16 protein-coding genes and 2 pseudogenes are annotated in these 15,032 nt (G+C 42.7%); 7 read left to right on the top strand and 11 right to left on the bottom strand.

Annotation, left to right across the window (positions count from 1 at the left end):
• Positions 1-328: 328 nt before the first annotated feature.
• Positions 329-1,069 carry an SDR family oxidoreductase gene (locus ABH897_RS22830; protein WP_283654798.1) on the bottom strand — a complete coding sequence of 247 codons (741 nt, stop codon included), beginning with the start codon at positions 1,067-1,069 and terminating at the stop codon, positions 329-331.
• 46 nt (positions 1,070-1,115) lie between these two features.
• The gene (locus ABH897_RS22825; protein ID WP_404592740.1) at positions 1,116-2,249 is read right to left on the bottom strand and encodes an NADH-dependent flavin oxidoreductase; all 1,134 of its coding nucleotides are present in this window, start codon (positions 2,247-2,249) and stop codon (positions 1,116-1,118) included.
• Between the two features lie 221 nt (positions 2,250-2,470).
• Between ABH897_RS22825 and ABH897_RS22820 the strand changes: the two genes are divergently transcribed.
• Positions 2,471-2,953, top strand: coding sequence for a MerR family transcriptional regulator (locus tag ABH897_RS22820; RefSeq protein WP_283654796.1), 483 nt, complete (start codon positions 2,471-2,473; stop codon positions 2,951-2,953).
• Between the two features lie 250 nt (positions 2,954-3,203).
• Here the strand turns inward: ABH897_RS22820 and ABH897_RS22815 are convergent.
• The 3 genes and pseudogenes from ABH897_RS22815 to ABH897_RS22805 form a co-directional block, all read right to left on the bottom strand.
• Positions 3,204-3,824: pseudogene (locus tag ABH897_RS22815) on the bottom strand (AraC family transcriptional regulator); the annotation flags it as partial.
• A gap of 315 nt (positions 3,825-4,139) precedes the next feature.
• Positions 4,140-4,340, bottom strand: coding sequence for a hypothetical protein (locus ABH897_RS22810; RefSeq protein ID WP_404529702.1), 201 nt, complete (start codon positions 4,338-4,340; stop codon positions 4,140-4,142).
• Between the two features lie 18 nt (positions 4,341-4,358).
• Entirely contained in the window at positions 4,359-5,249 is an 891-nt protein-coding gene (locus ABH897_RS22805) for an AraC family transcriptional regulator (protein ID WP_404592739.1), read from the bottom strand.
• Positions 5,250-5,358: 109 nt separating this feature from the next.
• On the opposite strand from ABH897_RS22805, the gene ABH897_RS22800 reads away from it, so the two are divergent.
• The gene (locus tag ABH897_RS22800; protein WP_404592738.1) at positions 5,359-6,309 is read left to right on the top strand and encodes a DMT family transporter; all 951 of its coding nucleotides are present in this window, start codon (positions 5,359-5,361) and stop codon (positions 6,307-6,309) included.
• 138 nt (positions 6,310-6,447) lie between these two features.
• Here the strand turns inward: ABH897_RS22800 and ABH897_RS22795 are convergent, their stop codons facing one another.
• Positions 6,448-7,287 carry a formylglycine-generating enzyme family protein gene (locus ABH897_RS22795; RefSeq protein WP_404521120.1) on the bottom strand — a complete coding sequence of 280 codons (840 nt, stop codon included), beginning with the start codon at positions 7,285-7,287 and terminating at the stop codon, positions 6,448-6,450.
• Positions 7,288-7,317: 30 nt separating this feature from the next.
• Here ABH897_RS22795 and ABH897_RS22790 point away from each other — a divergent pair, with 30 nt between their 5' ends.
• Entirely contained in the window at positions 7,318-7,455 is a 138-nt protein-coding gene (locus tag ABH897_RS22790) for a hypothetical protein (RefSeq protein WP_283657627.1), read from the top strand.
• 124 nt (positions 7,456-7,579) lie between these two features.
• Here the strand turns inward: ABH897_RS22790 and ABH897_RS22785 are convergent, their stop codons facing one another.
• Positions 7,580-8,215, bottom strand: coding sequence for a glycoside hydrolase family 11 protein (locus ABH897_RS22785; protein WP_404580692.1), 636 nt, complete (start codon positions 8,213-8,215; stop codon positions 7,580-7,582).
• 444 nt (positions 8,216-8,659) lie between these two features.
• On the opposite strand from ABH897_RS22785, the pseudogene ABH897_RS22780 reads away from it, so the two are divergent.
• Positions 8,660-8,890: pseudogene (locus tag ABH897_RS22780) on the top strand (DUF6809 family protein); the annotation flags it as partial.
• A gap of 418 nt (positions 8,891-9,308) precedes the next feature.
• On the opposite strand, the gene ABH897_RS22775 reads toward ABH897_RS22780, so the two are convergent.
• Positions 9,309-9,701 (bottom strand): RidA family protein, encoded by a 393-nt coding sequence (locus tag ABH897_RS22775; RefSeq protein WP_283654790.1) that lies wholly within the window; start codon positions 9,699-9,701, stop codon positions 9,309-9,311.
• Positions 9,702-9,806: 105 nt separating this feature from the next.
• On the opposite strand from ABH897_RS22775, the gene ABH897_RS22770 reads away from it, so the two are divergent.
• A complete protein-coding gene (locus ABH897_RS22770) occupies positions 9,807-10,148 on the top strand; it encodes a winged helix-turn-helix transcriptional regulator (protein WP_283654789.1) in 342 nt (113 codons plus the stop codon).
• Between the two features lie 263 nt (positions 10,149-10,411).
• On the opposite strand, the gene ABH897_RS22765 is transcribed toward ABH897_RS22770, so the two are convergent.
• From ABH897_RS22765 to ABH897_RS22755, 3 genes are read right to left on the bottom strand one after another with little or no spacing between them, the layout of a single operon-like run.
• On the bottom strand, positions 10,412-11,164 hold the full coding sequence (locus ABH897_RS22765; protein WP_404521115.1) for an amino acid ABC transporter ATP-binding protein: 753 nt from the start codon (positions 11,162-11,164) through the stop codon (positions 10,412-10,414).
• A gap of 15 nt (positions 11,165-11,179) precedes the next feature.
• Positions 11,180-11,839 carry an amino acid ABC transporter permease gene (locus ABH897_RS22760; RefSeq protein WP_283654788.1) on the bottom strand — a complete coding sequence of 220 codons (660 nt, stop codon included), beginning with the start codon at positions 11,837-11,839 and terminating at the stop codon, positions 11,180-11,182.
• 40 nt (positions 11,840-11,879) lie between these two features.
• Positions 11,880-12,647: an amino acid ABC transporter substrate-binding protein gene (locus tag ABH897_RS22755; protein WP_283654787.1), complete on the bottom strand. Its 768-nt coding sequence runs from the start codon at positions 12,645-12,647 to the stop codon at positions 11,880-11,882.
• A gap of 318 nt (positions 12,648-12,965) precedes the next feature.
• On the opposite strand from ABH897_RS22755, the gene ABH897_RS22750 reads away from it, so the two are divergent.
• Positions 12,966-13,892 carry an ABC transporter permease gene (locus ABH897_RS22750; RefSeq protein WP_044646710.1) on the top strand — a complete coding sequence of 309 codons (927 nt, stop codon included), beginning with the start codon at positions 12,966-12,968 and terminating at the stop codon, positions 13,890-13,892.
• A gap of 1 nt (position 13,893) precedes the next feature.
• Complete coding sequence (locus ABH897_RS22745; protein ID WP_283654785.1) at positions 13,894-14,844, top strand: ABC transporter permease; 951 nt, start codon at positions 13,894-13,896, stop codon at positions 14,842-14,844.
• The last annotated feature ends 188 nt before the right edge of the window (positions 14,845-15,032 follow it).

The raw sequence follows: 15,032 nt of genomic DNA, 5'->3' as shown, positions 1-15,032 counted from the left end.
CCCTCTGTGAACCTTCTCCTCTCACACTTAATTAAGGGTGAAATCCTGCGAATTCATGAGCCTGAGTGAGGAAACTGAATCATTTCGAGGGAGTTGAATGGGAGATGAGTTTGTTTTTAGAAAAAGGTGAAGGCTTATTTGGTGTACTTTTTTGTTTTGGGTTCCAGCCCTGTTTCTTCCCTCAGTAATGATGTCTATTTCCGAAGGCTAACAAAATCATGTCTATCCCATAGCAATAGCAAGAGGCATGTAAACCGTACAAATATAAATACTGCCCCAAAATCTATTTTTTAGGGCAGTATCAACACATCACATGATTTTTCTATTTTTATAGTTCTTGAATTGTTGGACGAATAATCATCTCATTAATTGCTACATCGGCTGGCTGCTCAATTGCAAATGCTATGGCACGAGCAATGTTAGAAGGCTCGATAGCAATTTTCATATTCTCATTAATTGCAGTTTTTAACTCTGAGTTTGAAATTGCTGCTGTTAATTCTGTATCAATCGATCCTGGCGAGACAATAGTCGTTCGAATATTGTTGATACACTCTTCTCTACGAAGGCCTTCTGTAATGGAACGCACAGCAAACTTTGTACCACTATAAACTGAACTAGCAGGGAATACTAAATGACCAGCTATGGAGGAAACGTTAATGATATGCCCTTCTTTTCTTTCTCTCATGGACGGAAGAACAGCAGCAATACCATAAAGAACACCTTTGATGTTAACATCAACCATTTTGTCCCATTCACTGATCTTGATCTCAGAGATTGCGGATAAGGGCATTACTCCTGCATTGTTGATCATCACATCAATTTTCCCAAATTCTTGGAGCGTATATTTAGCCAGCTCTTCCATATGTTCTTGGGAAGCGACATCTGTAACTTTATAGATCGCTTTTCCACCATTTTTTTGAATCTCATTCTGTAGAATTTTCAAACGATCTTCACGACGTGCGGCTAGTACCAATTTCGCACCTTTGGATGCGAGTTCTTTGGCAGTAGCTTCTCCAATCCCACTAGAGGCACCTGTAATAATTACAACCTTACCTTCAATATTCGACATATAATTGACATCCTTTCTTAATGAAAACGTGATAACGCTAAAAATGTTATTCTTCGATATTAAACCATGGACCTGAAGCTTGGATGACACCCCAAAGTTTTTCCGGAAGCTCAAGCTCACTAACTTTTGAAGCCTTTATCGCTGTTTGGATTTCCGACTCTTGTCCATTTTGAACCTTTTCTACCCAGTCTGGATTCATGATTAAGGCGTGCCCAATCGCAGCTAGGGTAAGACCCTTATCTAATGCTGTTGCAACATTATCCGGGGTTACCATAGAACCAGCAGCCAGTACGGGAACCCGGCTATTTACATGTTCAACGATCAACTCAAGATACGTTTTTTCATCTTGGCTATCGACTGGCTTTGAAGAAAGAGCATCAGCTAGTGAAGCATGCACATAATCAACACCAGCTTCAATCAGTCGGTCAATCAATACATAGGTATCCTTCATTCTTAGACCGCCTTCTTGATGTTCGTCAGGAGAAATTCGGTAGCCGAAAATAAACGGTTTTGTAGCATGTTTTTTAATGACGTTTTTCATTTCCCTAATTACTTCCAGTGGGAAACGCAGGCGGTTTTCAAGTGATCCTCCCCATTGATCCTCACGTCTGTTGAAGAAAGGAGAAAAAAAGTTTTGAAGCAAAAATCCGTGCGCACCATGAATTCCAACGCCATCAAACCCTGCTTCAATGGCTCGTCTTGTTGTTTCTCCAAACGCATGAATCACTTCCAATATTTCAGCGTGCGAAAGTTCTCTCGGCAAAACGGAAGGAGCAAATTCAGTTGCTTCCGTCTCTACAGCGCTGGAACTAACCACATCTCCATTTGGCGTAAGATCCGGCAGTGCTTTGTTGCCTGCGTGAAAAATTTGAAGTACCGCAGGAGCTCCGCCGCTTTTCGCCCCATCCGCCAATTTCCGTAAACTTGGAATAAATTTATCGTCATAAGCGGCGAATTCATTCGTAAAACCTATACCGTTTGGTTGTACATGCGTACATCCTGTTATAACTAGACCAACGCCATTCACTCTTTTTTTGTAATATTTCACTTCTTCATCTGAAATCGTGTAATCGTCATTACTGGACCAAGTGGTCATAGGTGACATAACGACACGATTTCTAAGGGTTATTCCATTTTTGAATGAGAAGGATTCAAGCAAGTTGTTATATTTTGTGTTCATTTTCCAACCTCTTTCTAATTATTCATTTATAAACTGTAGTAATTGTTGTCTTAAGTTAAAGCGTTTATTCGCATTCCCAAAGTAGTCAAACAAACAATCCTCTATTCCTTGTCGGGGAATGATAAAGGAGATTACCAGTTGATGAGCGCTCACAACATTGGTACAATGACATCATAAAGTATTCGAGCAACTCGAAGTCAATAGCAAGGAGGCACAAAATTTTGAATCAGACATTACATGAACCTAAATATACGGTAAAAGATGTATCTGAAATAACTGGCCTTACAAAACATACGATTCGTTACTATGATGACCAACAATTAATACCATTCGTTTCGAGAGACGGCAGAAACAATCGCTTATTCTCTGACCATGATCTGGATTGGTTGCGAATGGTGCATTGCTTTCGTATTTCAGGATTGCCGATTTCAGAAGTCAAACATTACATTGCTATGTGTTTGCAAGGTGATGAGACGATTCCTGAAAGGGCTGAGCTTGTTGTAAAACAAGAAAAAGAACTAGAAGCGAAGATTCATGAATACAACCTTCAATTAATGCACATAAAAGAGAAGAAGGCTTACTACGAAAGTGTCTTGGCTGGTCAATTGGACGATACCTGGAATCCAGTTAACAATAACCCAGAATGTGGAGAAAAATACGATATACCAGAACATATCAAATCAGCGTCAAAAGTTCATGCATGACCTTAGAAGATAGTCTACCGCTTCGAGTACACTCGAAGTCAATTTTTTTGTCTATTTAATTTGACGGATATTGCACTAATCTGCCCGTTACTTCAATGAAAGAGGGAGCATTTTCCGCGGCGGTGGGCTCCCTGTTCTATATTCAACTATCGTTTCCCGTTAGTTGAACCCCGAATTAAATTAAATTTTGCTTACATTCCGTAAAAGTATTTCCCTTCCCTTAACTGGTTTCGTTATATTTTGAACCTTTTTATGCTTTTAGACGCTTTATATCTTGTCTAGGCGGAAAGCCAAACATTCGGGAATACTCACGACTGAATTGCGAAGGACTTTCATAGCCTACTCGAAATGCCACATCAGTGGCATCTGCTGATTCGATTAATAATAGGCGACGGGCTTCCTGAAGCCTCAATTCTTTTTGGAACTGAATAGGGCTCATAGCGGTTATCTCTTTGAAGTGCCTATGTAGCGACGAGACACTCATATTCACTTTTTCCGCAAGCTCCTCAATCCGAAATGATTTTTCATAGTTATTAGTGATATGTTCGATAACGTCTTTTATTTGATGGGCAGAGCTGCCCTCTATTGCAATTTGTTCGAGTCTAACCCCATGCTGACCTTGCATAACCCTATACAGAATTTCCTTAATAAACAGCGGCGCAAGTATTGGGATATCCTTCGGGTTGTCCAACAAACGAGCTAACCTGATGACCGAATCCAACAAAGGCAGCTCCATCCGGCTAACAAACATACCTCGCTTTGCATTTTCTTTAGTTCCTACTCGGATTTCAGAATCACGTAAAACCTCAAAAATTTGATTCGCCGTAAATTCAAGTTTAAAACCCAAATACGGAACGTCGGGAGAACCATCGGTGTTTCGGAAATTCCCGGCATCGATGGTTCTTTTTGTTTTCGACTATAGCTAAAATAAAAATTTTCAATAAAGGAATATAAAGGTGAAATCTATTTATTCCTTTTATTGTCTAAAAGCACTAAAAAATACAATATCCCAAAAATAAGACTTACTAGAAATGAGGTTGATAATGCACTAAAAATAAAATCAGACGCAGGCAAAGTGAAGAATTTAGTCACACCGTTAACTGTAGACGACTGTGTTGGGCCTTTGATGAAGGAATAATATATGCCTACCATAAATCCATAAGACAAATACTTAATTAGGTTTATTTCAAATTTGCTCATAACGATAACCCACCCTAAAATTTTTTTGAAAAAGGAGAATTTCAATAATTATGAAACCAATCAAAATAATGACTAAAACCGCAATCTTGGCAGCAATGACCGCTCTATTACTACCATACGGCGCTCTTGCTTCTGCAAGTGAAGCCCCACATTGCTCTGTATTGGTCAAGCTCCATTTTGTAGACAATGAAAATTTGGGACAACATTAGCAATCATCCATTTTTAATTTTTTGTAGGCTAATGGTGTCATATTTATCGCCTTTCTGAATCTTTCTATAAAATAGCTTGTACTGTTAAATCCAACCTTATAGGCAACTTCTGTAACGTTAGTTTCTGATTGTTGTAGTAAGACTAAACTTTTTTGAATGCGATAATCCATTACATAATTTAACGGGGTTATCTTTAAAATTCGTTTGAAATATCGGCAGCATTCAGAACGGCTCAATTGACCAGCTCTTGCAATATCATCTAATGTGATTTTTTCAGCGTAATGTAAATAGATCCAATTCAACATTTGCTTGATCCGATGACTCTTTACCATTTCCATCTGGTCGTATTCTAATTGAAAGCCATTAATGATTAAGTTTTTCCAAATTAATGTTAAATGCATGGTGATATCGATTTCAAAGTATGGTGATTTTTGTTGAATACATTGATTAATTTTCAAAATGGCATCTAAAATGTTTTTCCCCCAAGGCTCATTAGGGTCTATGTATAAATAAGGTAAATTAGTCGCTTGGATATAAGGGGTTACATAGGTTGTGTAAAGCTCTTGTGATAAAACGAAATGAGGAGAAACATTTAAACAGATATAGACGCAACCCGATTCATTCTTTTCTTCCGCCATGTGCAGGCAGCCACTATTTATAAATATCCCATCACCTTGTCGTACTATTAGTTTATCTTCATTTATTTGAAAAATTGCTTCCCCTTTTACAATCAGAACAAATTGAATTTCATCATGCCAATGAAGTGGTATATATTTATGTATATTTTGGTTAATCGTTGTTTCGTAACACGCAATCGGTAGTACGACCGTTCGATGCTCAGTTAGTTCTTTTAAGTTTTGGTCAATCATGAAATTTTTTATTTGCAAATCATCACAACCTCAATATATTTATATTTTAACAGCAAATATAGGTATAATTAAAAAGATTTTTCACCTATCATAACACTATTATTATATTTCAAGGTGGAAAATATTCATGGGTAATTCAGCTAGAAGAACAGGATTATTTCTTGTTATAACAGGAGCTATATTTTGGGGGATTAGTGGCACCGTTTCAAAAAAACTCTTTCAACAATTCACAATCGATATAAATTGGCTTGTAACAACACGTTTGCTCATAGCTGGTATTTTACTTTTGACCGTTCATTTTTTTGTAAAAGACCATTCGCAAATATGGGGTGTATGGAAAAATAGAAGGAGAGCTTTTCAACTCATTGTCTTCGGTTTGGTCGGTATGCTTTCGGTTCAATATACGTATATGGCATCGATCAAAACTGGAAATGCTGCTGTTGCAACGCTATTACAGTATTTAGCCCCCATAATGATTATCATCTATTTAATTCTGCGGAAACACATGGTCTTAACACGAAAGGATTTGTCAGCTATTATCCTTGCTTTAGCTGGTTGTTTTTTCTTATTAACAAACGGCTCCATTTCACAACTATCCGTGCCGAAAATCGCAATAATTTGGGGGCTTTTATCGGGAATAGCGATGGCTTTTTATACCTTGTACGCAATTCCTCTTTTGAAGCAATACGATTCCCTCGTCATTGTTGGTTGGGCTATGATCATCGGCGGTTTCGGATTAAGTTTTATCCATCCACCTTGGCATATAGACTTTAAAAACTTGACACTAGAAACCTCTTTATATTTAGTATTCGTTATCATATTCGGCACAATGATAGCATTTTGGTTCTATATAGAAAGTTTACAAAGTCTTTCACCAAAAGAAACGAGCCTTCTAGGTAGTTTGGAACCACTAGCTGCTGTTTTAACAACTGCATTTTGGTTAAAAGAGCCTTTTGGATTTTTCCAATGGATTGGTGTAATATGTATCATCGGACTGATTTTGTTAATGGCATTCAATAAAAAGGCTTCTTCAAATAACCAATCGAAAAAAGATGAAGAGCCCCTCAGAGTCAGCTAATTTTACTGGGGGGGTTATTACGGTAAACTACCCGTTAGTTGAGAAAACGGCAGCCACTTTAACGATTGCCGTCTCTTCATGTTAATTAAGCTATTGTTTTAAATTCGTTTAACAATATTTTGGTGTGACTTGTTCCAATTATTCTTTACGAGCTACACGAAACCCTTGATCGGGACCAAAGCCATTCGCATCGAACTTGCCTCGGAAGGATATCTCGTTGTTGCTGACGTTGCCAATCCAACCGCCGCCCTTCACTACCCGGAAGGAACCGCTTTGACTATCCAAATCTCCGTACCAGTCCCAGCACCATTCCCTTACGTTGCCAGACATATCGTAAATTCCTAACTCGTTGGGTTTCCGGGTACCGATCGATTTTGTTTTATTATGGTTGCTCTCTATGATAGGCCAGTTCCAGTCTCCAGATAAGTATTTGTCTCCGGCGTTTTTCCAATACCATGCGACCTCGTCGGCATTATTGCTTCCACTGTATGTGTAGCCCTTGCTCGCCTGACCTCCGCCTGCAGCATATTCCCACTCCACTTCTGTAGGCAATCGGTAACCGTTAGCTCCCTCATTAATCGTTACTGTCCATTTTATATTATCGTTATCATTCTTATTATTCGGGTCTTTTTTATCCTTGTCTATGTTGTAATACGGTTTTAAACCCTCTCGTATACTTCTTTGATTACAGTACTCCACAACGTCATACCAACTCACCATTTCTACTGGCATCTTGTCGCCTATGAATTGTGAGGGATTACTTCCCATGACTTCAACCCACTCTTTTTGAGTTACCTCGTATTTACCGATATAAAAGTTCGATAGAGTCACGTTTTTTCCAGAGTGGTTGGACTTGTTGTTCTGAAAAGCCCCACCTTCCACGTACACAAGGTTATCCTTTTTTTCAGGCTTATCTGGTGAACAAGCGCTGATCACAACCATTGTTGCTATTAAAAGGAACATTAATAGCTTTCTCATTGATATATCTCCTTTAAGCTGATTGGAAAAATGATAGGCCATAACGGCCTGCAACTCGCCTCCAGCAGCGTCGAAGGCCGTTCGCCTGGCAGGAAAACAGCCCACAACGCATCCGAACTGACGGATAGACTGGAGGGGAACGGCCATCGGCCTGTCTACAATGCTTAGGGCTCGGGGAGTCCTCCATGATCGATTCATTTAAACCCTATCTATCAGACAGCTCTCAAAACCCGCTTATCCCGTGAGACAGTCCCAACCGCGCCTGTTCGTTGAACAGCTTGCAGTTGATTGGTTACCACACCGTTACGTTAGAGCTCCCGCTACTCTGATACCCCTCTGTCGCCAACACCTGGTAAGACCAGCTACTTCCCAGATTCATTCCTTTGCTCGCCCATGCGTTCACGTGGTTACTGAAAGTGATCGCGGAGTTGCCCCCGGTCGCTCTCTTCGACTGTCGAACACTCCAGTACTGAGCAAACGTTTGTGTGCCGTCAATGGAAGGTGCGTTGTATCGCATTGTTGTGTAGATGTCATATGTGCCCCCATCACTGGTCACCGTACCTTTATACGTTCCGGTAGGTCGATAAGTCCCCCAGCTATCAACGACGTAATATTCGATGAGTGCGTTTCTCGTCCACCCGTAGAGAGTCAAATACCCATTGCCAGACGGCGCCCAGACGCCAGCATTGTAGTTAATCGTCCTGTTTGGTGATCCGGTAGTCCAGCCTTTGCCGACAACAAAATTCCCGGTATTTTGCCATGTCACGCTGTAATTACCGCCTGATCCATTAACAGCATTGACCGTCCCGCCGCCATCGGTCCAATTTTGCCAATAGTCTGTCGCTGCACTTGAGGTTGTTGCAAATAACCCAAAACTCATGGAAGCTGCAAGAACTACTGTCATCATTTTCTTACTAAACTTAAACATACTTTACCTCCTAAAATTTTTGTGTTTGTCCCATACACCTGCTTGTTGGTTGATTCTCTTTGCAGCACACATCACTTATCCGTGCCATATCCCGTTTTTTTACTTTTACCTCCTTTCTGAGTAAATTATAGAATGATAGCGCTTACATAAAAACCTAACAAATTAAAGCTTTAACTCTATTATGTTTAGCTTTCTTTGAATTTTACAGAACCCGTTGAAGGGTAATCGGGTTTCGTAACGTTGGAAGAAGGTCTTCGCTGCTTTTAATTAATTCGAGCAATATGCGAATCTATCTTTATGTCGGATTTTTTAGATATTCATTTAATCGTAAAACTAAAGAAGTTGCCATTGGTAACTGGGGTTTGAGATCGAAGGCATATTAAAAAAAGAACAAAATTCTGTCGACAGTAAGTACCACAACACAGTTAAGATGGGAATTGGCATCCCAGTGAACAAATAAAGTCTACCAATCCTGAGTCTCAAAAAGTGAATCAAAAAATTAGTGAACATATGGAGATGCTGAAAAATAAATTATCAGAAGTCGATTTTGAGCAAATGGAAGTCATATTTGATTTATTAAACGAGTCAACCTCCCTGCACTCCGCAGCAGCATTCATCCACGGGTATCGAACGGGAGCCTTAACGATGATTGAAGTATTTAGCGAGGAGAAGTAATTTGTTGATGGTAATAAACCATGAAGATTGACAATGTCCTCAGTTATAAACGTACCATTTAATGGATGGTTTCATTAAAAACACATAAAGAGGAAAACGTACAACGAGGAAGCGTATAACAGAATAGTTGCACTTGCTGCCACATAAAAATACACCCTCGCAAACATAAAGTGCGTGAGTGTATTTTTGTGATTAAGCCGATCTTTATTCCATTGTAATTCTGTTTATGAGTTTATTTAAAATAGGTATCTCTCCAGACAGATTCTTTAAATCAAATGTTTTTCTGGCGCAAAACTCCCCCGCGAGCAGTGCAGTTTTGCACCAGCGTATGGTGCTGGATTTCAGTATCCGACGACCCTTCCGCTTCTAACCAATAGCGGTCGCGCCTTCTCGAAGCCCACCGACCGCGGTGGCCGAATTAGTCAGTGTGTGCGACGGCGCGGATTTCAACCAGTTGGTGAGGGAACGCCAAACCCGACACACCGATGAGGGTGGCGGCTGGTCGATGGTCTCCCACATACTCCTTCAACAGAACGACGCACTGCTCGAAATGCTCTTGCGGGTTTGTCAGATAGACCTCGACCTCAGCGATGTTCGATCTCGTGACACCAAATCCCGCCAGCACGTGATCGAGATTCTCTAGTGTCTGCCGGGTCTGTGCCTTGATATCGCCCTCGCCAACGAACGCGCCCTGCATATCGTGGGAAAATTGTCCCGAAATGTAGATGGTGCCGTTGACGCTGTAGCCTTGGGTGACGCCAAAAGCTTCTTCCCATGCAACACCGTGATTGTAGGTTATGGCATTAGTCATTTTTTTCTCTCCTTTATTTCAAAGTAATGTTAGTATAAAATGAACGCAAATAAAAAAGTAGTACGCACTATTTGGATAGATACTACCGGAAAGGATAGTGTAAATATGAGTATGGCTGAATATAAAGGTAAAGTTAAAAATATTAAAGATACCCCTTTTGGTTATACATTGTCAGTTATTGGTGGGAAATGGAAGATGGTTATTATTTACCTCCTAGCAGAAAACCAACCGGTTCGCTTTAATGATCTGAAAAGACAGATAGGAGCTATTACTTATAAAACATTGAGTTCACAGCTTAAAGAATTGGAAGCGGATGGTATGGTGAATCGGAAAGAGTATCCCCAAGTTCCCCCTAAAGTCGAGTACCGTCTCACAGATAAAGCGGAAACACTATTACCTACTTTGGAAGGGTTATGTGAGTGGGGAGTAAAAAACCAAAATAATTAAATCCAGTTTTCTAATTGCTCCCGGTATATGAGTTCAGAAAAAAGCACTTCAAACGGCAAAAGTAATCTTTTGCCTTGAAGTGCTTTGCTTTGTATGCAAATCCCTTTACTTCGCTTCTGCCGCTCGATATTGGGCCAGTCGTTCCTTGACCATGGCGGGGTCGACTTAACGACCTGATACGTGCCTATACCACCTGCTTAAAAATAGGTTGCCTGCACAGGTGGTCGGTCAGCGCAGCGCCTCTCCTGAGAACAACTATATTTTTAATCCCCCACCCGATTCAAAAACACCTTCGTCCGCTCTAGCTGCGGATTACCAAAAATCTGCTCTGGTGTACCGGATTCCGCAATTTCACCATTATCCATAAAAATGACACGATCCGCCACATCTCTCGCAAAGTTCATTTCGTGGGTCACGATGACCATCGTCATATGTTCCTCAGCCAGCTTTTTGATAACTCGCAGCACCTCGCCCGTCAGCTCGGGATCAAGGGCCGAGGTCGGCTCGTCGAACAGCAAAATGTCGGGATTCATCATCATTGCCCGGGCAATCGCCACACGCTGCTTCTGTCCGCCCGACAGTCGGGACGGATACGCATCCGCTTTATCCGCCAAGCCGACTTTAGCCAGCAGTTCAACGCTTTGGCGGCGCAGCTCGGCCTTGCTCGTTTTTTTCACCAGCTTTGGAGCCAGCTCCAGATTATCCTGCACCGTCAAGTGAGGGAACAGATTAAAATGCTGGAACACCATGCCCATCCCGGTGGTAATACCTTTAATGTCGCCTGCCGGGGCGTACTGACCATTTTCCACCAAAGCTTTATCATGAATGCGGATCGTCCCGCCCGTCACATCCTCCAGATGAACCAGACTGCGAAGCATCGTGCTTTTCCCCGAGCCAGAAGGACCGATGACCGCAACGACCTCACCCGCCTTGACGTTAAAGCTCACTCTTTTCAGAACGTCGAGCTTACCGAACGATTTTTTCAAATCGATTACTTCTATTGCGTTAGTGTTCATATCCCGACATTCCTTTTACTCGAATTTAAAACGTTTTTCCAGCGCTCTAAAGAATAGCGTCAGCACCAAAGCCAACAACAAATAGATCATAGCCGCTACAAAATAAGGCACAATCGTAAAATCACGGTTCACAGCCGTATTCGCAAAATGTAGCAGCTCCGGTACAGCTACCGCATATAGCAACGCCGTATCTTTGACCAGTGTTGTGGCCTCATTCGTGACCGCAGGCAAAGCAATCCGTACCATTTGCGGCACAATGACTCTAATCAGCGTCTGCGACTTGCTCAGGCCCAGCACTTGTGAAGCTTCAAATTGCCCTTTATCAATCGACAACATCCCGCCTCTAAAAATTTCAGCAAAATAAGCCGCATAATTCAGCACAAATGCCAGCAACGCAGCCGTTGTCCGGTCCAGCACCAGATACTCCCCGATCACAGGCAGCATCGGCAGACCAAAGCAGAAGAACAGCAATTGCAGCAGAAGCGGTGTGCCCCGTATGACATAAATGTACGTATGCATCAGCCAGGCAATCGGCTTAATCCGGCTTTTCGCCAGCAACGTAACGATAAATCCCAGCGGAATGGACAAGATGAGCGTGATGAAAAATAAAATAACGGTCATCTGCGCCCCTTCGAGCATAGGCTTCATAATTCGTAAAATATAATCCATACTCATAACCTTCGACTCCTAAACCCTTAGTTCAATACGCTACGTATTAATTCAGTACCTTATCTTCACCAAACCACTTTTTCGAAATTTCAGCGGCTTTGCCGTTCTTGTGCAGCTCATCCAGAGCGGATTGTAACTGCGTCAGCAACTCGTCGTTTCCTTTTTTCACGCCGATGCCGTATTCCTCAGGGGCAAGCGATTCGCCAAGCAGTTTATACGTTCCTGGCTCTTTGGACATATAGTATTTGGCTACCACTTCGTCAATGACAACCGCATCCAGACGTCCGGTTTTCAGATCGGTCAACGCAAGCACATTATCGGGATACTCAGACACCTGTTTCAGCTTACTCTTGATCGGGTTCGCATCCAGTGCATCGGCTGCCGAGGACAACGTTTGAAGACCTACGTTTTTGCCCGCCAGATCGTCCAGCTTCGAGAGGTTGGATTTGGCCGGGAGCGCGATCACCTGACTATTTTTCAGATACGGCTTCGTAAACAGCACCTTTTCCTTACGCTCATCCGTAATCGTATAACCATTCCAAATCAGATCAATACGGCCGCTGTTCAGCTCGGATTCTTTGGCAGACCAGTCAATGGGCTGGAATTCCACTTGCTTGCCCATTTGCTCCGCAGCCGCTTTGGCATAATCAATATCAAAGCCGGTTAGCTCGTTATTTTCATCTCTAAAACCCATCGGTGCAAATTTATCATCAATTCCGATAATCAGCTTGCTGTTATCCTTACCACCGGAACATCCGGCCAAAACGATCATAATCAATCCAATCATCATTGTGAACATGGCTGTTTTTTTCATTTTATTCCCTCCAGCAATGGTAACCTCCCTATCCAAAGGACAGGCGGCAAACGCTTTAGTTCGTTAACACGTTATCAGAGTATCATCATAACATACCACAGGATACTCGTCGAGAGGAAGGAGCGGAATCTTGGCCTTATAAAAATGGAAAACCTGTGACGAAAATTTGACCAATGTTCTATAATGTAAAACCTTACCTTGACACGTTGCCAAAACCGTTTTATCATTTCCTAGTATTCTTATATACTTTTATTTATTTCATAAATTTAGCAGCAATAGTATGTAAATCAGCTTGATAGACAGGAGAAATAAAGCCCCATGTACATTTTAAAACGTCTTTTTACGATGCTCGTTACATTGTGGATTATCGTCACTTTAACGTTTATCATCATGCACATCATTCCGGGGGACCCATTCTCGAACGATTCTAAAACGATTCCGGAAGCAGTGCTGCAAAACATGCGTGCCAGATACAATCTGGACAAGCCGCTTGCCGTACAGTATGTGTTGTATCTGAAAAATTTGCTGGTGCTGGATATGGGCCCATCTATTCAATCGAAAACGACGGACGTAAACATGCTCATTGCCAGAGGTTTCCCACCTTCCGCATTGCTCGGCATTCAATCCATCGTAGTTGCGATTATTGCGGGTATTGCGCTTGGAACGCTGGCTGCTTTACATCATAATCGACCATTGGATTATATTTCGATGTTTATTGCCATTGTCGGTATTTCCGTGCCCAGCTTCATTTTGGCACCGCTTTTAATCAAATATGTCGCCGTCAAATGGCATCTGCTCCCGGTCGCCTCATGGGGAACCTGGCAGCACACGGTGCTTCCATCGCTGGCTCTGGCCGTTTCACCTCTCGCCGTCATCGCCCGCTTCATGCGGACAAGCATGCTTGAAGTGATGCATCAGGAATACATACGCACCGCCAAGGCGAAAGGGCTGTCCTCTTGGGCCGTAGTCATCCGTCACGGATTACGCAACGCGTTAATTCCCGTGCTGTCCTTCATCGGACCCCTGTTCGCTTCCGTCATTACAGGTACCTTTGTTGTGGAAAAAATATTCGCCATTCCCGGCATCGGTAAATACTTTGTAGACAGTATATTTAACCGGGACTATCCGGTCATTATGGGCACAACCATTTTTTACAGTGCCATTCTGGTCGTCACCTTATTTTTAATTGATATTTCCTATCGTCTTGTCGATCCGCGAATCAAATTAGTCAGCAAAGGAGATTAACATGAAAGCAGCACCCACTGTCGAAAGGGACAGCCTGTTCAGTCCCGTTGACCGCAGCCAGCTACCCGCCCCCATATTGTCCAGACCCAAAGAATCACTATGGCGGGATCGGCTTCGCAGACTTTTTAACAACAAGCTCTCTCTACTGGGGCTTTCCTTACTTATCATTATTATCGCGCTGGCAATTGCCGGGCCTTCCATGGTTCCTTATGCACCCAGTGACCAATCCCTATTAAAGACGAACCTTCCTCCTTCGGGAGAGCATTGGTTTGGTACGGATGATCTGGGAAGAGACGTATGGGCACGGACCTGGGCCGGGGCGAGAATCTCGCTGATGATCGGCTTTGCCGCTGCCGCCATTGATTTGGTGCTTGGCATTCTCGTCGGCTGTATAGCCGGATATTGTGCGGGACGTGGCAAAACGGGCGACCGGATTGACAGCAGCCTGATGCGTATTATTGAGATTTTGTACAGCATTCCTTATTTGCTGGTCATCATTTTGTTGCTTGTCATTATGAAACCGGGACTGCTCACGATGATTATTGCCCTATCCATCACTGGATGGGTGGGTATGGCTCGTGTCGTTCGGGGGCAAATTTTACAGCTCAAGCAGCAGGAATATGTATTAGCCGCCCGCAGCCTGGGGACCTCCCATTCGCGCATTATTTTCAGGCATTTGCTGCCGAATGCAGCGGCTATCATTATCGTGAATCTGACGTTCACCATCCCCTCGGCTATTTTTGCTGAATCGTTCCTGAGCTTTCTCGGTCTGGGGATTCAATCTCCTTCCGCCAGTTGGGGGACAATGGCTAACGATTCACTCGGGGTCATTTTAAGCGGACAATGGTGGCGCCTGTTCTTCCCCGGACTGATGATCTCGCTCACCATGCTGGCGTTCAACACGCTCGGAGACGGGCTCCAGGATGCGCTTGACCCGCGTTCACAGCATTAATAACAGAGGTGTACAAATGGAACAAGGAGGGATGTCTACCATGATCCGCAATTTCTCGCCCAACAGCAGAACCAACGGCAGTACCTTTATGGAACTGCGCACACGCGGCATACCTGTCGGAAAGGAGGATGAATAAATCCCGGTACAGTGCACCTTATCTTTTGAAATTACATTTTGCATAACTAACA

Origin of the sequence: Paenibacillus sp. RC73 (genome assembly GCF_044908085.1) — a bacterium.
GTDB lineage: Bacteria > Bacillota > Bacilli > Paenibacillales > Paenibacillaceae > Paenibacillus > Paenibacillus terrae_A.
The sequence above is the reverse complement of the archived record's forward strand: the minus strand, read 5'-3'. Positions and strand labels throughout refer to the sequence as shown.

Excerpts from the sequence above, each read along its gene's own strand:
- ABH897_RS22830 (WP_283654798.1), bottom strand. The coding sequence starts at position 1,069 with ATGTCGAATATTGAAGGTAAGGTTGTAATTATTACAGGTGCCTCTAGT.
- ABH897_RS22825 (WP_404592740.1), bottom strand. The coding sequence starts at position 2,249 with ATGAACACAAAATATAACAACTTGCTTGAATCCTTCTCATTCAAAAAT.
- ABH897_RS22800 (WP_404592738.1), top strand. The coding sequence starts at position 5,359 with ATGGGTAATTCAGCTAGAAGAACAGGATTATTTCTTGTTATAACAGGA.
- ABH897_RS22795 (WP_404521120.1), bottom strand. The coding sequence starts at position 7,287 with ATGAGAAAGCTATTAATGTTCCTTTTAATAGCAACAATGGTTGTGATC.
- ABH897_RS22790 (WP_283657627.1), top strand. The coding sequence starts at position 7,318 with ATGATAGGCCATAACGGCCTGCAACTCGCCTCCAGCAGCGTCGAAGGC.
- ABH897_RS22785 (WP_404580692.1), bottom strand. The coding sequence starts at position 8,215 with ATGTTTAAGTTTAGTAAGAAAATGATGACAGTAGTTCTTGCAGCTTCC.
- ABH897_RS22775 (WP_283654790.1), bottom strand. The coding sequence starts at position 9,701 with ATGACTAATGCCATAACCTACAATCACGGTGTTGCATGGGAAGAAGCT.
- ABH897_RS22770 (WP_283654789.1), top strand. The coding sequence starts at position 9,807 with ATGAGTATGGCTGAATATAAAGGTAAAGTTAAAAATATTAAAGATACC.
- ABH897_RS22765 (WP_404521115.1), bottom strand. The coding sequence starts at position 11,164 with ATGAACACTAACGCAATAGAAGTAATCGATTTGAAAAAATCGTTCGGT.
- ABH897_RS22760 (WP_283654788.1), bottom strand. The coding sequence starts at position 11,839 with ATGAGTATGGATTATATTTTACGAATTATGAAGCCTATGCTCGAAGGG.
- ABH897_RS22755 (WP_283654787.1), bottom strand. The coding sequence starts at position 12,647 with ATGAAAAAAACAGCCATGTTCACAATGATGATTGGATTGATTATGATC.
- ABH897_RS22750 (WP_044646710.1), top strand. The coding sequence starts at position 12,966 with ATGTACATTTTAAAACGTCTTTTTACGATGCTCGTTACATTGTGGATT.
- ABH897_RS22745 (WP_283654785.1), top strand. The coding sequence starts at position 13,894 with ATGAAAGCAGCACCCACTGTCGAAAGGGACAGCCTGTTCAGTCCCGTT.